The organism is Saccharothrix ecbatanensis (assembly GCF_014205015.1).
Classification (GTDB): domain Bacteria; phylum Actinomycetota; class Actinomycetes; order Mycobacteriales; family Pseudonocardiaceae; genus Actinosynnema; species Actinosynnema ecbatanense.
Window position 1 is genome coordinate 8,618,854 of the sequence record NZ_JACHMO010000001.1, and the last position, 14,708, is coordinate 8,633,561.

Genomic DNA, 14,708 nt, shown 5'->3' on the forward strand with positions numbered 1-14,708 from the left:
TGTGGTAGCATCCCGCGCCTCTACCTACTGGCGGGTCGTATGTGCGGGCCGGATGCGCGCGATCGCAATCCGTGACGGGAGCCATCGGCTATCGTTCGTCCGGACAGGGTCTTGCGAGAATGCGGAGGGGCAGTGAACCGGGCTGAATTGGGGCCGTTAGAACTGTTCGGTGTGCCGGCGCCGACGATGTTCACCATTGTTTCCGGTGTCGGCACGCTGTTCTGGGTCGCCGCGTACGTGCTCGTCATCAGGAAGGGGTTCCAGGACCGCAGCTTCGCGATGCCGATCGCGGCGTTGTGCGGCAACATCGCCTGCGAGGCGATTTTCTCGTTCCTCTACCCCGCCGAAGGACTGCTCCGGCTGTCCAACTACGCCTGGTTCGCGCTGGACCTGGTCATCCTCTTCCAGATCCTGAAGTTCGCGCCGGCCGAATTCCCCGACCGCCGGCCCGCCGCGATCCGGATCCAGGTCGTGTTCGGGATCCTGGTGGCGACCTGGTGCGAGATCGCGTTCATCCGGGAGTTCCACGACTACGGCGGCGCCTACGTCATCTACGGGCAGAACCTGCTCATGTCGGCCGTGTTCATCGCGATGGTGCAGCAGCGCCGGTCCGCCCGCGGGCAGTCGATGGGCATCGCGATCTCGAAGATGGTCGGCACCGGGCTGTTCTCCGTCACCCTGTTCCTCTTCTCGCGGGACGACTTCGCGCGGGGCCAGCTGTTGGTGTTCCTCTACGTGGCCTGCTTCGTGCTGGACCTCATGTACTGCCTCATCCTGCGCCGCTACGTCGTCGCCGCTCGCCAGGAGCGGGAGAGCGGGAAGGCGCAGGAGAGCGAGAAGGTGCCGGCATCCTGATCTCCGGGGTCCGGCGCGATCTCAAGCGCCGGACCCCGGAGGCAGTGCAGTGCTACGCGACGCCGAACACGTACACGGTCGAGGGGGTCGACCGGAACTATCGGTCCGGCGTTACCTCTCGGGAACGATCACTCAGCCGCTGCCGAGGCAGACGAACGGGCGGCGCAACGGGTCCGCGGCGATGGCGTCGGCGAGTGCCACGGCCGGTCGCGCGCCGGCGGCCAGACTGCGGTGGTAGTCGTCCATCGCGGCGGCGCAGGCCTGGTCGCCCACCCGGCTCAGCGGGGCCACCACCATTTGCGAGCCGCTGGCCAACAACGCGCTGGCGAACCCGAGCGGCTCGTCACCGGGACGGATCCGGTTGAGGGCGAGTTCGCAGGCGGCGAGCACGACCTGGCGGGGCGGGTGGGCCAGACCGGTGATCTCGTGCGCGTAGAGCGGGCCATCGCTGAGGTCCAGCCGGGAGAACAAGGCGTTCTCCGGCTCGTGGACGCCGTGCGCGGCCAGGTGGGCGATCTCCGCGCCGTCCAGCGCCTCCAGCACGGACGCCACCGTCGCGTCGTCGCCCGACATGAGCGCGGCGGTGCTGTAGTGCGCGCCCAGCTTGTCGATCTCACCGACGGCGGCGGGCAACCCGGGACCGCGGACCAGCACGGTCGGACCCGTCGGCCGGCGTTCGGCGCGGTTCGCGGCCAGCCAGGCGGTGGCCGACGGCGCGACCACCGTGGGCCGTCCGCGCAGGGTGGGCAACACGCCCCACGGGACCGCGTACAGCGCGCCGGTCGGCACGATCACCAGGTCCCGGTCGCCGATCAGCTTCGCCAGCGGCTGGATCAGCTGCGCGTCGAGCCGGTCCGCCTGCTTGCGGGCGGACACCGACATCACCCGCACCAACGGCTCCGGCAGGTGGTCCGGCGCCAGGGCGTTGAGGTCCGCGTTCAGCATCCGGGCGCTCTCCGCGGCGACTTCGGCCGAGCCGAGTCGGGCCAGCCGGACGGTGGAGTCCACCACGACCACGGCGACCAAGGCGTCCTCGGACGACGCGAAGCTGACCAGGGCGCGGTCGCCCAGCTGCGCCATCACGTCGGTCAGGCCGGCGACCGGGCGCGGCTTGCCCCACCGGCCGCTGTGCCAGCCGAGCCGGTTCGCCTCACGCAGGCGTTCGGCGTGACGGGCGCGCAGGCCGGCGGTGGAGTGGCCGTCGTGCTCGGCCTGGTGGATCGACTGGGTGAGGCTTCGGACCTCGGCGATGCGCTCGGCCAGCTCGGGGTTGTCCACCCGGGTCAACGGCTCGTAGCGGTACGTCTGCGCCCGGGTCCGTTCCAACCAGGTGAACAGCCTGCGGGCGTTGCCGCCGGCCAGGACCAGGTGCACGGCCAGTTCGGTCAGCTCACGGCCGTGCAGCGCGGTCCCGGACAGCAGTTCCAGACCGCCCATCCGGTCACGCACGTGGTCGAGGTCGGTCAGGCCGGCCCTGATCTCGGCCAGCGCCGTCACCCGGTCGCCGCGGGCGACGGCGAGTTCGGCGCGGCAGAGGCGGCGCAGCAGGCGGTGGTCGATCGGGGTCAGCTTTCCGGGGCGGGGTACCAGGTCGAGGATCTCGGCGGCGGCGTCGACGTCACCGCGCCGGATGTGCAGGCGCACCGCCAACATCCTCGCCGACGCCGCCTGCTCGGCCAGCCTGGGCACGGGCAGGTCGCCGGCGAAAGTGAGGGCGCGCGCGGGCAGGGAGCGGGGGACACGACCGGACCGCAAGGCCACCACCGTGTCGACGCGGAGACCGATCAGCGTCGCGTTGGCGACGCAGGTGTCGCAGCCCCACCGCCGCATCCGTTGCCGGGCGGACGACGCCATGCTGCGGGCCAGGTCGAGGTCGTCGGTCATGTAGGCGGCCACCGCCCGGTACAGCTCCACGTTGCCCAGCGTTCGGGTGATGCCGTGCTCGGCGCGCAACACGGCGAGCACGCTGTCGAGCTGGGTGCCCGCTTCATCCGCGAGTCCGGCGGCCATCAGGGCCTGCGACCGGTCCATGCCGAGCAGGGCCGGCACGTCGAGGCCTTGATCGCGGTACGAGCGCTCGCTCTGTTCATAGCGCCGCAGCGCGGACGGGACGTCGCCGACCCGCAGGTCCAGGATTCCGAGGCTGTGGTTCGCGTCGGCCGCCCGGTCGAGCAACCCGTGTTCGTTGGCCAGTGCAACGGCCCTGGTCAAATCCAGCCGCGCCTTGCTCACCGAACCCAGGCGGGTGTGGGCCGTCCCCAGGCTCCACAGGGTCTTCACCACCGGTTCGACCAGCGTTGGCGCCGGTTCACCGGCGGCGAGCCGGCGCTCCTCGTGTCCGAGCGCGGTGTCGAGGACGGCGATGGCCTCCTCGATCAGGCCCATGGTCAGCAGCAGCAGACCGCGGTTGTGCTCGACGCTCCCGAGCAGCTCCGCCTGCACGAGCGGATCGGTCACGTCCTCGATCAGCCGGCGCACCTCGGCCAGCCCGTCCAGTGCCGCGGCGGGACCTGCCGACTCGGCCATCAACGCAGACAGCGTCGACGACAGCCGGATGCGGGTCACCAGCCACTCGGACCGGGTGTCCGGATCGGTGGGGTCGATGCTGTCGGCCAGGCTCCGCCCACGCCGCAGCAACCGCAACGCATCGTGATGCCGCCCGGAGCACGACGCGTCCACGCCGGTGCGGTGCAGCTCGCGTGCTTCGCGGATGACAACGGCTTCGTCGCGTGAAGCGGTCACAGACACTCGCCTATGACATCACAGAACGCAACCGACCAAAGCCCGCCGACCGGGAGGGACCCGATCGGCGGGCGCGATCACGGTTGACAGCTCAGACCGGCATTTTCTGCACGCAGCCGCCGCCCGCGCACATCGGCTCCAGGTCGCCGTCGTCGTGGGTGTGGTCGTGCTTCGGATCCTGGCCCGGCAGCTGTTCCTGCTGGTCCTGATCGGGTTCCGGCACGGCCGGCAACAGGGTGGCGTCCGTTGGGACCTCTTCACCCAGGTATTCGTTCTTGGTGGTGTTAGACATAGCGATCTCCTCCCCTGATGATCGTTTAGCCCCTACAACTCGACCCACTCGGATGCTGTGGGTCACGCTCGGCGGGCCCCGTACCGCACGAACAGAGCAATGGTGGCACAACGGGGTAACCCTCGGGGAGGAAATTTCCACATCGGGTAGCTGCAAGCCGCTGTCCTGCTGAAACGGCCCAATTACCACACTTTCGGGTATTCGGTGTATTTAGCTGCTTCAACTGGCAGTAGTCGGCCCGTGCCCTGGCGTGTTCGCACAGTGCACGGGCCGACGCATTCCGGGTCCAAATGATCTACGTGCGATGAAGAATCCGCCTGTGGGGCAAGAGGAAATCGTCAGCTCGTCGGCACGACCGCGGTGGGCGGAACCGATTGAGTGGGGGGTGGAGCGGTCGACGTCACGGACGGCTGCCCGGTCGACGTCACGGACGGTTGTCCGGTCACGGGAGTGGTGGTGACCGTCGGTGCGGCGCCCGGGATGACGATCGTGAACGGCGGCACGCCCGGGATCTCCCGGCAACCGTTCTCGTCGTGGACGACCTGGGGACGGGGGAACCGGTTGTCGTCGCGGAACGGGGAGCCGTTGCAGCCGTGCCACGGCGTGTTCAGCGGCTGGCCGTCCTCGTCGTACAGGTGCACGTCGGTCAGCGGCTTGCCGTCTTTGTCGAACACGTAGATGTTGTCCGGCACCCGGGTCGAGGTGGTGTACGAGACCGGGGAGGAGGAGGGGCGGTAGTCGAGCCAGGACGTCATCGAGGCGAGGACGAGCAGCAGTCCGCCGATGGCGAAGCCGGTCGCGGGCAGGCTGATCCACAGCCAGCGCCGGTCGGTCTTCGCCTTGGGGCCCGCGAGCAGCGACAGGGCGGCGAGCACGATGAGGACCAGGACGATGGGCGACCTGACCCGGTACGCCAGCATGCCCACCCCGGCGATGAGCAGCGCCCGGCCGACCCACCACGCCGGCTGCCAGGCCCGGAGGGACGTGAGGAACACCCGCAGCGGCTCGGACCGCTCGGCGCGTTGGAGCGCTTCGTTCAGCGCCACGGTTTCCGGCAGCCTCGAGATGTCCGCCAGGAGACCCTTCTGCCTGAACACCAGCAGGGCGCCCACGGCGGCGACGAGACCGACGAGCAAGGTCAGTCCTTCGCCGTCACCCCGGCTGGTGGCGAAGGCGAACGCCATGACGGTGCCGGCGACGAGGCTCCACAGCGCGAACCGGGCCACGAGCATCGGCTGGATGGAAGTCGGCGCGGCGGGGGCGGGGGCCGGGTAGTCGGCGGCGGCACGCAGCTCCTGCGCGTACGCCTGCGGTGTGCCCAGTCGGTCGGTCAGCGCGGCGAGGGTGAACTCGTCGCCCATCTCCTCCGCGACCTCGACCACGTGCGCGCCGGCGTCGTCCATGATCTCGCCGACCTCGGCGGCGGGCAGATCGGACAGAGCCTCGCGCATCGCGTCCAGGTAGTGCTGGACCTCGGTGTTCGTCTGCGTGTTCATGCACCCTCCCCCAACAGATCGTCCAGCGCCTGCGCGAACGACTTCCAGGTCTTGCCCGATTCGAGCAGCCGCGCACGGCCCGGCTCGTTGAGGCTGTAGTACTTGCGGTGCGGGCCCTCTTCGCTGGGCACGACGTACGAGGTGAGCAGGCCGGCGTTGTAAAGCCGGCGCAGGGTGCCGTAGACCGACGCGTCGCCGACGCCGTCGAGGCCGCCTTGCCGCAGTCTGCGCAGCACGTCGTAGCCGTACCCGTCCTCCTTGCGCAGCACCGCAAGGACGGCGAGGTCCAGTACCCCCTTGAGCAGTTGACTGGTGTCCATTCGGTTCTCCCCGGTGGTGTGCGATGGATGCTACTACGTAATGCGGAGTACCGCGCACGAGGGGGTAGTGTGAAAATGACCGGGTGCGGGATCGCCGCACCCGGTCACCGGGACGTCAGCGGTTGAACGCCGTGATGGCGGGCAGGGCCCGGCCGGACCAGTCGAACAGGGCCTGGTTGTCCCAGCCGCTGCCGGTCGACGGGTCGTACGGGTCCCAGTTGTTGCCGGGCACCGCGTACCAGGTCGGCTCCCAGTACACGGCGCCCATCCCACGCCCACCGGGCACGGACTGCACGACGCTCAGCACGTCGCGGAAGTTGGCCAGCTGGCCCTCGGACGTGGCCGGGTAGCCCGGCACGAGCGCGGACGCGTCGGTGAACGCGTTCCCCTCGTAGTCCGCGTTGTCCATGGTGAACGGGTACGCGGTCTCCACGACCAGGATGTCCTTGTTGTACCGGGGCGCCGCCTCGAACATGGTGCGTTGCAGCTCGCCGAGCGTCCCGTGCCAGTAGCCGTAGTACGACAGGCCGATGATGTCGAACGGCACGCCGCGCGCGACGGCCGAGTCGTACCACCACCGGACGGCGCCGGTGTCCGTCCCCTTGGCCACGTGCAGGATGACCTTGGTGGACGACGACACGGCCTTCACCGCGCTGACCCCGCTCTTGAGCAGCGTGGCGAGCCGGTCCCAGTTGTCCGTGGAACCGTCCGGCCAGAGCATCCCGCCGTTGATCTCGTTGCCGACCTGCACCATGTCCGCCGTGGTGCCCTGCGCCTTGAGGGCGTTGAGCACGTCGTACGTGTGGTCGTAGACGGCCTGCGTGAGGCGTTGGAAGTTGTAGGACGCCCACGCCGCCGGCTTGTTCTGGCGACCGGGGTCGGCCCACGTGTCGGAGTAGTGGAAGTCGACCATCAGCTGCAAGCCCTGCGCCTTGACCTTCTTGGCCATCGCCAGGACCTTGGCCTTGTCGTTGTAGCCGTCCGCCGGGTTCACCCAGACCTTCAGGCGGACCAGGTTCATCCCGTTGGCCTTCAGGATCTGCAGGGCCTCCTGCTGCTGCCCGGACGCCGTGCGGTACACGCCGCCCAGGTCTTCGGCCTTCTTCAACGTGGACACGTCGCCGCCGCGGATCGGCAGTGACGTCTGCCCGGAGGCGAACTGGACGTCGTCGAAGTTCGCCCAGTTGCCCGCGCGCGCGTTGGAGGACAGGACGACCGTGCACTGGCCGCCGGTCACGTTCGTGGTGACCGCGAGCTGGATCCACAACGCGCCCGCGCTCACCGGCACGTGCGTGCGCTGTTCGGCGCCGCCGCAGCCGCGCAGGGCCACGTAGGACTGGATCTGCCCGCCGCCGGAACGGACCCAGACCCGTGCGGTGAACCGGCCGTTCGCCAGTCCGGTGAGCGTCTGCCGGTTCTCGACCTGGTACGCGGACGACGACCAGTGGGACAGCCGGTAACTCCCGGACCTGCCACCGGATTCGGTGAACGACGCGCCCTGCGTGCCGTTGGGCGAGGACGTCGTCCAGCCGGACGTGCCGGATTCGAAGCCGCCGTTCGTGATGGTGGACGCGGCCGAAGCCGCCGGTGCTCCTACCGCAGCGGCGGCGAACACGACCGCCGCTGCGAGGAGCTTCTTGGGACCTGTCATTCGTCCTCCTCGTTGAGAACGTGCTGGAGGGTTGGGGAAACCCGCTCAGGACCTGAGCACGGCCGTGCCGCCAGGGGGGACGCACAGCTCGGACTCGCAACGCAGCCCGGTGAGCAGCTCGGTGCCGGACGCGGCGAGCCGCACCTCGGCGTCGGTGTGGTTGAGCACGAACAGGTAGTCGGCGTCGACCCCGCGCCGGCGGACGACTTCCACGTCACGCGGCAGGTCGTCCCGGACTTCCACGCCAGCCTGTGCGAAGACCTCCCGCAGCACGTGGTCGAGCGCCGCGCCGCGCAGCCGGGTGGAGACGTACCAGGCGTTGCCCGAGCCGAACCGGTGTCGGGTGACCGCGGGACCGCCGGCCGCCGGACCGTCCACATAGGAGTGAACGCTCTCCGCTCCCGCGAGGCGGATGTGCTCCGCCCACACGTCACCGCGCAGCCCGCCGTCGAGCCCGACCTCCTGGCCCTCGCGCAACGGCAGGAACTCCTCGACCTCCAGCCCGAGCACGTCACGCAGCGCGCCGGGGTGGCCGCCGGGGTGCACGGCGTCGTTGGCGTCGACGATGCCGGAGAAGTACGAGACGACGAGCGTGCCGCCACCGGCCACGTAGTCGTGCAGCACCTTCGCCGCCGCGGGGGTCGTCAGGTACAGCGAGGGCACCACGACGAGCGGGTAGCCGCTCAGGTCGGCTTGCGGCGCGACGAAGTCCACCGTCAGCTTGGCGTCCCACAACTGCTCGTAGAACGCGCCGACGCGCTCCCGGTAGGACAGGTCGGCGGACGGCCGCCAGTCCAGCTCCAGCGCCCACCACGACTCCCAGTCCCACAGCACCGCGACGTCGGCCTGCACGAGGCTGCCGCGCACTTCCGCCAACGCGACCAGATCCGCGCCGAGCCGCACGACGTCGTGCCACAACCTGCTGCGCGTGCCCGAGTGCGGCAGCATCGCCGAGTGGAACTTCTCCGCGCCGAAGCGGGAGGCCCGCCACTGGAAGAACATCACCGCGTCCGCGCCGCGCGCCACGTGGGTCAGGCTGTTGCGGCCCATCTCGCCCGGCCGCTTGGCGATGTTGCGCGGCTGCCAGTTCACCGCGCCGGTGGAGTGCTCCATGAGCATCCACGGCTGCCCGCCGGCCACCGCGCGGGTCAGGTCCGCCGACATGGCCAGGTCGACGTGGTTCCGGTCGGCCTCGGCGGTCAGGTAGTGGTCGTTGGCGACCACGTCGACCTCGCGGCCCCAGCGCCAGTAGTCGATCGACTTGCAGTTGGTGGTCATGAAGTTCGTGGTCACGGGCACGGTGGAACAGCCGCGCAGGATGTCGCGCTCGGCGGTGTAGCAGGCCAGCAGCTCGTCCGAGCAGAACCGGGCGAAGTCCAGCTCGTGCGCCGGGTTGCCGGTGGTGCCGGAGACGCGGGGCGGCTCGATCTCGGCCCACTCGCCGTAGTGCTGGCCCCAGAAGCTGGTGCCCCAGGCCTCGTTGAGCGCGTCGAGCGAGCCGTGCCGGGCCCGCAGCCAGCGCCGGAACGCGGTGGCCGACTCGGGGCAGTAGCACGCGCCGACCGGTGCGCCGTACTCGTTGTGGACGTGCCACAGCGCCACCGCCGGGTGGTCGCCGTAGCGCGCGCCGAGCTGCCGGGTGATGTTCGCGGCGGCCTGGCGGTAGGCGGGCGCGCTCGGGCAGAACGTCGCCCGTGACCCGCGTTCCAGCTCCGTGCCGTCACGGGTGACCGGCCGGATGGCGGGGTGCGCGCGGTAGAGCCACGCGGGCGGCACGACGGTCGGGGTGGCCAGGTTGACCGCGATCCCGGCGCCGTGCAGCAGGTCGAGCAGCCGGTCCAGCCAGCCGAAGTCGAACTCGCCGGGTCTCGGCTCCAGCCGCGCCCAGGCGTGGATGGCGACGCTGACCAGGTTCACCCCGGCCTGCCGCATCAGCTCGACGTCCTCGACCCACACCTCCTCCGGCCACTGCTCGGGGTTGTAGTCCCCGCCGTAGACGAGTCCATCCACGCCTACCGGCATCCGCGGTGAGAAGGGGTCCTCCACCGCCTGCCCCTCGGCCTGGCGAGGCACCACAAACGTCATGAACACTCCATCGGCTGTGAACGTGCACGGTCTGATCGAAGATTACGTCGCAGATAAAAGCCTGTGTCAAGTAGTTGACAGGTGCGATAGGAGTGCAACTACTGTGCACGTTCACAGCGCGGTTCTCGCTGGCAGTGGCGTCAGCGACGCGGAACCCCCCGGAGACCCCATGCGACTCGACATCGCGAAGAAGGCCGTGGCAGTCGGCCTCGGCCTCGCACTCCTCGCCGGTTGCGGCGGAGACGGCGAGCAGGCCGCCGACGGCCCGGTCGAACTGTCCTTCTGGGCGTGGGCGCCCAACATCGACAAAGTGGTCGACAAGTGGAACGCGACCCACCCCGACGCCAAGGTCGTGGTGAGCAAGCAGGCCCAGGGCGACGACCTGGTGACCAAGCTCCTGACCAGCGCCAAGGGCGGCAACCCGCCGGACCTGGCGCAGGTGGAGTACCAGTCGTTGCCGACCCTGGTCAGCAACGACGTGCTGGCCGACATCTCCGAAGGCGCGGCGTCCGCCAAGGACAAGTTCGCGCCGGGCATCTGGGACCAGGTGACCCTGGGTGGCAGCGGCGTCTACGGGGTGCCCCAGGACTCCGGCCCGATGATGTTCTACTACCGCGCCGACCTGTTCGAGCAGTACGGCCTGAAGGCCCCGGCGACCTGGGACGAGTACGCGCAGACCGCCCGTGACCTGCGGGCCAAGGCTCCGGACAAGTTCCTCGGCACGTTCTCGTCCAACGACCCGGGCTGGTTCGCCGGGCTCGTCCAGCAGGCCGGCGGCTCGTGGTGGTCGGTCGACGGAGACGCGTGGAAGGTCTCCGTGGACGACGCCGCCACCAAGAAGGTGGCCCAGTACTGGAGCGGCCTGATCGCCGAGGGCGCGGTCGACAAGGCCCCGATGTACACGCCGGAGTGGAACAAGGCGCTCAACGACGGCACCCAGATCGGCTGGCTCAGCGCGGTGTGGGCGCCGGGCGTGCTCCAGGGCAACGCGGAGAGCACGTTGGGCAAGTGGGCGATGGCCCCGATGCCGCAGTGGGACGCCTCCAAGCCGCGCACCGGCAACTGGGGCGGCTCCACCACCGCCGTGACGGCGGGGTCGAAGAAGCAGAAGGCGGCGACCGAGTTCGCGATCTGGCTCAACACCGACCCCGCGGCCGTCGAGGCGCTGGTGACCGAGAGCGCGGTCTACCCGGCGGCCACGTCGGGCCAGGAGGCGGTGTCCAAGCCCCCGGCGTTCTTCCCGAACCAGCCGGACTTCTACACGCAGGCCGCGAAGATCGCCGCGACGTCCTCCGGGTTCACCTGGGGACCGAACGTCAACGTCACCTACACGGCGTACAAGAACTCCATGGGCGAGGCGATCACCGCCGGCACGGACCTGGTGTCCGTGCTGACCAAGATGCAGACCGCGACCGTGGACGACATGAAGGCCAACGGCTTCACCGTCGGCGGCTGAGGAGCACACCCGTGACATCGATTCGCGTGTCCGGGCGGGGTGGTGCGGCGCCGAAGGTGGCGCCGTACGCCTTTGTCGCCCCGGCGGTGGTGTTGTTCCTGCTGGTGTTCGCGCTGCCGATCGGTTACACCGTCTACCTGAGCCTGTTCCGGACCGAGGTCAAGGGGCTGGGTCTGGGCAAGGGCAGCCGGTCCGAGGTGTTCGTGGGCCTGGACAACTACGTGCGCGCGCTCACCGACTCCGAACTCGGCGCGGGCGCGTTGCGGGTGCTCGGCTACGGCGCGATCCTGGTGCCGACGATGCTGGGCCTGGCGCTGGTGTTCGCGCTGCTGCTGGACGAGGACCGGGTGCGCGCCCGGGGGTTCAGCCGGATCGCGATCTTCCTGCCGTACGCGATCCCCGGCGTGATCGCGTCGCTGCTGTGGGGGTTCCTGTACCTGCCCGCGACGAGCCCGCTCAACCAGCTCCTGGCGGAGCTGTCGTTGCCCGGGGTGAACCTGCTGTCGCCGACCGGGATCTACTTCGCGCTGGCCAACATCGCGGTGTGGGGCGGTGTCGGCTACAACATGGTGGTTCTGTACACCGCGTTGCGGTCGATCCCGCGTGACCTCTACGAGGCGGCCCGGATCGACGGCTGCTCGCCGATGCAGATCGCGTTGCGGATCAAGATCCCGCTGCTGGCCCCGGCGCTCGTGCTGACGTCGTTGTTCTCGATCATCGCGACGCTCCAGGTGTTCGCCGAGCCGATGACGCTGGCCCCGTTGACCAACTCACTCTCCCGCACCTGGACCCCGTTGATGAAGGTCTACCAGGACGCGTTCGGCCGCGGTGACATCTACTCCGCCGCCGCGACGTCCGTGCTGATCGCCGTGGTGATGTTCGTGATCTCGTTCGGCCTGCTGCGCATCACCCGCTCGCGGGCGTTCGGGGGTGAGCGGTGAGCGCCGTGCTGGTAGAGGACCGTGCCGTGACGCCGACGCCGCCACGGCGCGCGCGTTCGATCGCGTCCGCGTTGGGCGCGTTGCCGACGTTCGTGCTGCTGGTCGGCGCGGTGTACTGCCTGTTCCCGGTGGCGTGGGTGCTGATCGCCGCGACGAAGAGCAGCGGCGAGTTGTTCTCCACCACGACGTTCTCGCTCGGCTCGTCGCTCTTCGCGAACCTCTCCGAGCTGGTCGGGTACCGGGACGGGTTGTTCTGGAAGTGGATGGCGAACTCCGCGCTGTACGCGGGGGTGGGCGCGCTGCTGTCCGCCGCGTTGTCCGGCGTCACCGGGTACGCGCTGGCGAAGTACTCGTTCCGGGGCCGGGCGCTGATCTTCAACGCGTTGATCGCGGGTGTGCTGGTGCCGGCCGTGGTGCTGGCCATCCCGCAGTACCTGCTGATGGCGAAGATCGGGCTGACCGACACCTACCTGTCGGTGCTGCTGCCGAGCGTGGTCAGCCCGTACGGGATCTACCTGGCCCGCATCTACGCCGCCGCGGCGGTGCCCGAGGACGTGGTGGAGGCGGCCCGCACGGACGGGGCGAGCGAGGTGCGGATCCTGGGCTCCATCGCGTTGCCGATGATGGTCCCGGGGCTGGTCACGGTGTTCCTGTTCCAGTTCGTGTCGATCTGGAACAACTTCATGCTGCCGTTCATCATGCTGGGCGACGACGAGAAGTTCCCGGTGACCCTGGGCCTGTACACGCTGCTCAACCAGGGCAACACCACGCCCGCGCTCTACACCCTGGTCGTCACCGGTTCGCTCGTGTCGGTGCTGCCCTTGATCGCCCTGTTCCTCACGTTGCAGCGATACTGGCGCGTAGACCTGCTCTCCGGAGCGGTAAAAGCGTGAGGGAGCTATGAGCGTCGATCGCAGCAAGGCGGCGCGGCACCGGCCGACCATCCACGACGTGGCGGCAGCCGCCGGCGTGTCACGGGGCACGGTGTCGCGCGCGCTGAACGGCGGGCGCAACGTCAGCCCCGCCGCGTTGGAGGCGGTGCTGAAGGCGGTACGCGCCACGGGGTACGTGGCCAACCCGGCGGCACGCAGCCTCGTCACGCAGCGGGCGCACTCGGTGGCGTTCGTGCTGACCGAGCCGCAGCAACGGCTGTTCGAGGACCCGAACTTCAGCATCCTGTTGCAGGGGTGCACGCAGGAGTTGGCGGAACTCGACGTGCCGGTGCTGCTGATGACCGCGAGCACGGAGGTGGAGCGCAAGCGGACCAGCCGGTTCATCGCCGCAGGTCACGTGGACGGGGTGTTGCTGGTGTCGTCGCACACCGGCAACCCGTTGATCGACGACCTGCACGACTCCGGGATTCCCGTGGTGGCGTGCGGCAAGCCGATCGGGTTCGAGAACCGGGTGGCGTACGCGGCGGCGGACGACCGTTCGGGCGCGCGGTTGATGGTCGAGCACCTGAGGTCGCGGGGGAGGCGGCGGATCGCCACCATCACCGGGCCGCCGGACACGCCGGGTGGTGTGGAACGGCTGGCCGGGTACCGGGACGTGCTGGGCGTCGACGCGACGCCGGAGCTGATCGCGCACGGCGACTACAGCCGGGTCGGTGGCGAGACGGCGATGGCTTCGTTGCTGGAGCGCGCGCCCGACCTCGACGCGGTGTTCGTCGCGTCCGACCTGATGGCGGCGGGGGCGCTCAACGTCCTGCACGACTCCGGGCGGCGGGTGCCGGAGGACGTGGCGGTGGGCGGTTTCGACGACTCCAGCATCGCCACGTCGACCAGGCCGACGTTGACGACGGTGCGCCAGCCGTTCCAGCGCATCACCCGCGAGATGGTCCGGCTGCTGATGGAACAGATCCAAGGCGAACCGCCGGCGGCGTCGATACTGCCGACGGAACTGGTCGTGCGCGCCTCGACCTGAGCTAGCGGTCGCGCCAGGCGAGTGGTGAGAGGGTCACGGCGGCGTCGGCGACGCGGCGAGCGGTGTCGGTCTTGAGGTTCTTGCGGGCCGAGTCGATCCAGCCGTCGACGCGCCGCACGCCGGTGTCGCGGTACTCGACGGCTTGGAGCAGCATCTCCAGCTTGTCGGCGTCACTCGCGCACCGCGCCTCGGCGGACTCCTTCGCCTCGTACTCGTCCACGGCGTCGCGGACGACTTGACGTGACTTCGCCGGGAGGTTCGCGGTCTGGTCGGCGGTGATCGCACGCGGGTCGGGCTTGGTGATGTACCCGCTGACGGTGTGCGGCAGGTCGCCGGTGCGGGTTTCCTGGGTGTCGTGCCAGAGGGCCAGGAATGACGCGCGAGCCGGGTCCGCGCCTTCTTCGGCGGCGATCAGGGCCGCGAGCTGCGCCACCCGCATGCTGTGCTCGGCCACCGACTCCGGATCCCGCACCCCGGCGTGCCACCACCCGGCGCGGCGCATGCGCTTGAGCACGCCCAGCTCGTAACCGAATGCGGCGAGGGCCGCGGCGTCGTCCGACACGTGTTCTCCTAGCGGCTGGAAATGCGGAGGGCGTAGCGGAGACCGGCGACTTGATCCCGGTCGGTCCGGGACAGCGAGTCACTGGACGCCAACCTGTCCGAAGACTCGCCGAGACACGCGCGCAGGTGTGGTCGGGCGTCGAGCAGTTCTGAGCGCGAGGCGACGAGGGTGTGCAGCGTGTGCAGGTTGAGCGGGAGGTGGGGCGTTGTCGGGTCGAGACGACCCGAGAGGTGGGCCAGCAGCGCGCCTCCGCTCCACGCTCGGGTGTCCTCGTCCCGCATGAAGGAGTCGTCGATCCTGACGTCGTCGAGTTCGCCGATCCAGTAGGCCCAGTAGTTCAGGTTCGCCACCTCGTTGCTTGACTCCGACATCCTGCCCACGAAGT

Annotated in this window: 13 protein-coding genes; 5 read left to right on the forward strand and 8 right to left on the reverse strand. The window is 69.7% G+C overall.

All coding sequences use genetic code 11. The features are described from left to right. Positions 1-132 precede the first annotated feature (132 nt). A complete protein-coding gene (locus tag F4560_RS38275) occupies positions 133-855 on the forward strand; it encodes a transmembrane-type terpene cyclase (RefSeq protein ID WP_184927935.1) in 723 nt (240 codons plus the stop codon). A gap of 132 nt (positions 856-987) precedes the next feature. Here F4560_RS38275 and F4560_RS38280 read toward each other — a convergent pair whose 3' ends face one another. The 6 genes from F4560_RS38280 to F4560_RS38305 all read right to left on the reverse strand — a co-directional run bounded on the left by F4560_RS38280 (position 988) and on the right by F4560_RS38305 (position 9,441). Next, positions 988-3,597 carry a CHAT domain-containing protein gene (locus F4560_RS38280; RefSeq protein WP_184927936.1) on the reverse strand — a complete coding sequence of 870 codons (2,610 nt, stop codon included), beginning with the start codon at positions 3,595-3,597 and terminating at the stop codon, positions 988-990. 91 nt (positions 3,598-3,688) lie between these two features. Beyond that, positions 3,689-3,889 (reverse strand): hypothetical protein, encoded by a 201-nt coding sequence (locus F4560_RS38285; RefSeq protein WP_184927937.1) that lies wholly within the window; start codon positions 3,887-3,889, stop codon positions 3,689-3,691. Between the two features lie 338 nt (positions 3,890-4,227). Next, entirely contained in the window at positions 4,228-5,385 is a 1,158-nt protein-coding gene (locus F4560_RS38290; RefSeq protein ID WP_184927938.1) for an HAAS signaling domain-containing protein, read from the reverse strand. Continuing rightward, positions 5,382-5,705 (reverse strand): PadR family transcriptional regulator, encoded by a 324-nt coding sequence (locus tag F4560_RS38295; protein WP_184927939.1) that lies wholly within the window; start codon positions 5,703-5,705, stop codon positions 5,382-5,384. Before F4560_RS38295 ends, F4560_RS38290 begins: the two co-directional genes overlap by 4 nt. A 115-nt stretch (positions 5,706-5,820) precedes the next feature. Beyond that, a complete protein-coding gene (locus tag F4560_RS38300) occupies positions 5,821-7,356 on the reverse strand; it encodes a glycoside hydrolase family 53 protein (protein ID WP_184927940.1) in 1,536 nt (511 codons plus the stop codon). Between the two features lie 45 nt (positions 7,357-7,401). Then, positions 7,402-9,441 carry a beta-galactosidase gene (locus tag F4560_RS38305; RefSeq protein ID WP_246477938.1) on the reverse strand — a complete coding sequence of 680 codons (2,040 nt, stop codon included), beginning with the start codon at positions 9,439-9,441 and terminating at the stop codon, positions 7,402-7,404. A 169-nt stretch (positions 9,442-9,610) separates the two neighbouring features. On the opposite strand from F4560_RS38305, the gene F4560_RS38310 reads away from it, so the two are divergent. Genes F4560_RS38310 through F4560_RS38325 form a run of 4 tightly spaced genes read left to right on the forward strand, consistent with a single transcriptional unit; the run spans position 9,611 to position 13,761 of the window. Next, on the forward strand, positions 9,611-10,897 hold the full coding sequence (locus F4560_RS38310; RefSeq protein WP_184927941.1) for an ABC transporter substrate-binding protein: 1,287 nt from the start codon (positions 9,611-9,613) through the stop codon (positions 10,895-10,897). 11 nt (positions 10,898-10,908) lie between these two features. Continuing rightward, the gene (locus F4560_RS38315; RefSeq protein ID WP_221483791.1) at positions 10,909-11,838 is read left to right on the forward strand and encodes a carbohydrate ABC transporter permease; all 930 of its coding nucleotides are present in this window, start codon (positions 10,909-10,911) and stop codon (positions 11,836-11,838) included. Further along, positions 11,835-12,731 carry a carbohydrate ABC transporter permease gene (locus tag F4560_RS38320; protein WP_184927942.1) on the forward strand — a complete coding sequence of 299 codons (897 nt, stop codon included), beginning with the start codon at positions 11,835-11,837 and terminating at the stop codon, positions 12,729-12,731. Before F4560_RS38315 ends, F4560_RS38320 begins: the two co-directional genes overlap by 4 nt. Positions 12,732-12,738: 7 nt before the next feature. Then, on the forward strand, positions 12,739-13,761 hold the full coding sequence (locus F4560_RS38325; RefSeq protein WP_184927943.1) for a LacI family DNA-binding transcriptional regulator: 1,023 nt from the start codon (positions 12,739-12,741) through the stop codon (positions 13,759-13,761). A 1-nt stretch (position 13,762) separates the two neighbouring features. On the opposite strand, the gene F4560_RS38330 is transcribed toward F4560_RS38325, so the two are convergent. Beyond that, complete coding sequence (locus tag F4560_RS38330) at positions 13,763-14,323, reverse strand: HD domain-containing protein (protein WP_312869723.1); 561 nt, start codon at positions 14,321-14,323, stop codon at positions 13,763-13,765. An 8-nt stretch (positions 14,324-14,331) separates the two neighbouring features. Then, positions 14,332-14,694 (reverse strand): hypothetical protein, encoded by a 363-nt coding sequence (locus tag F4560_RS38335; protein ID WP_184927944.1) that lies wholly within the window; start codon positions 14,692-14,694, stop codon positions 14,332-14,334. Positions 14,695-14,708: the final 14 nt, after the last annotated feature.

Excerpts from the sequence above, each read along its gene's own strand:
- F4560_RS38285 (WP_184927937.1), bottom strand. The coding sequence starts at position 3,889 with ATGTCTAACACCACCAAGAACGAATACCTGGGTGAAGAGGTCCCAACG.
- F4560_RS38290 (WP_184927938.1), bottom strand. The coding sequence starts at position 5,385 with ATGAACACGCAGACGAACACCGAGGTCCAGCACTACCTGGACGCGATG.
- F4560_RS38295 (WP_184927939.1), bottom strand. The coding sequence starts at position 5,705 with ATGGACACCAGTCAACTGCTCAAGGGGGTACTGGACCTCGCCGTCCTT.
- F4560_RS38300 (WP_184927940.1), bottom strand. The coding sequence starts at position 7,356 with ATGACAGGTCCCAAGAAGCTCCTCGCAGCGGCGGTCGTGTTCGCCGCC.
- F4560_RS38305 (WP_246477938.1), bottom strand. The coding sequence starts at position 9,441 with ATGACGTTTGTGGTGCCTCGCCAGGCCGAGGGGCAGGCGGTGGAGGAC.
- F4560_RS38310 (WP_184927941.1), top strand. The coding sequence starts at position 9,611 with ATGCGACTCGACATCGCGAAGAAGGCCGTGGCAGTCGGCCTCGGCCTC.
- F4560_RS38325 (WP_184927943.1), top strand. The coding sequence starts at position 12,739 with ATGAGCGTCGATCGCAGCAAGGCGGCGCGGCACCGGCCGACCATCCAC.
- F4560_RS38335 (WP_184927944.1), bottom strand. The coding sequence starts at position 14,694 with ATGTCGGAGTCAAGCAACGAGGTGGCGAACCTGAACTACTGGGCCTAC.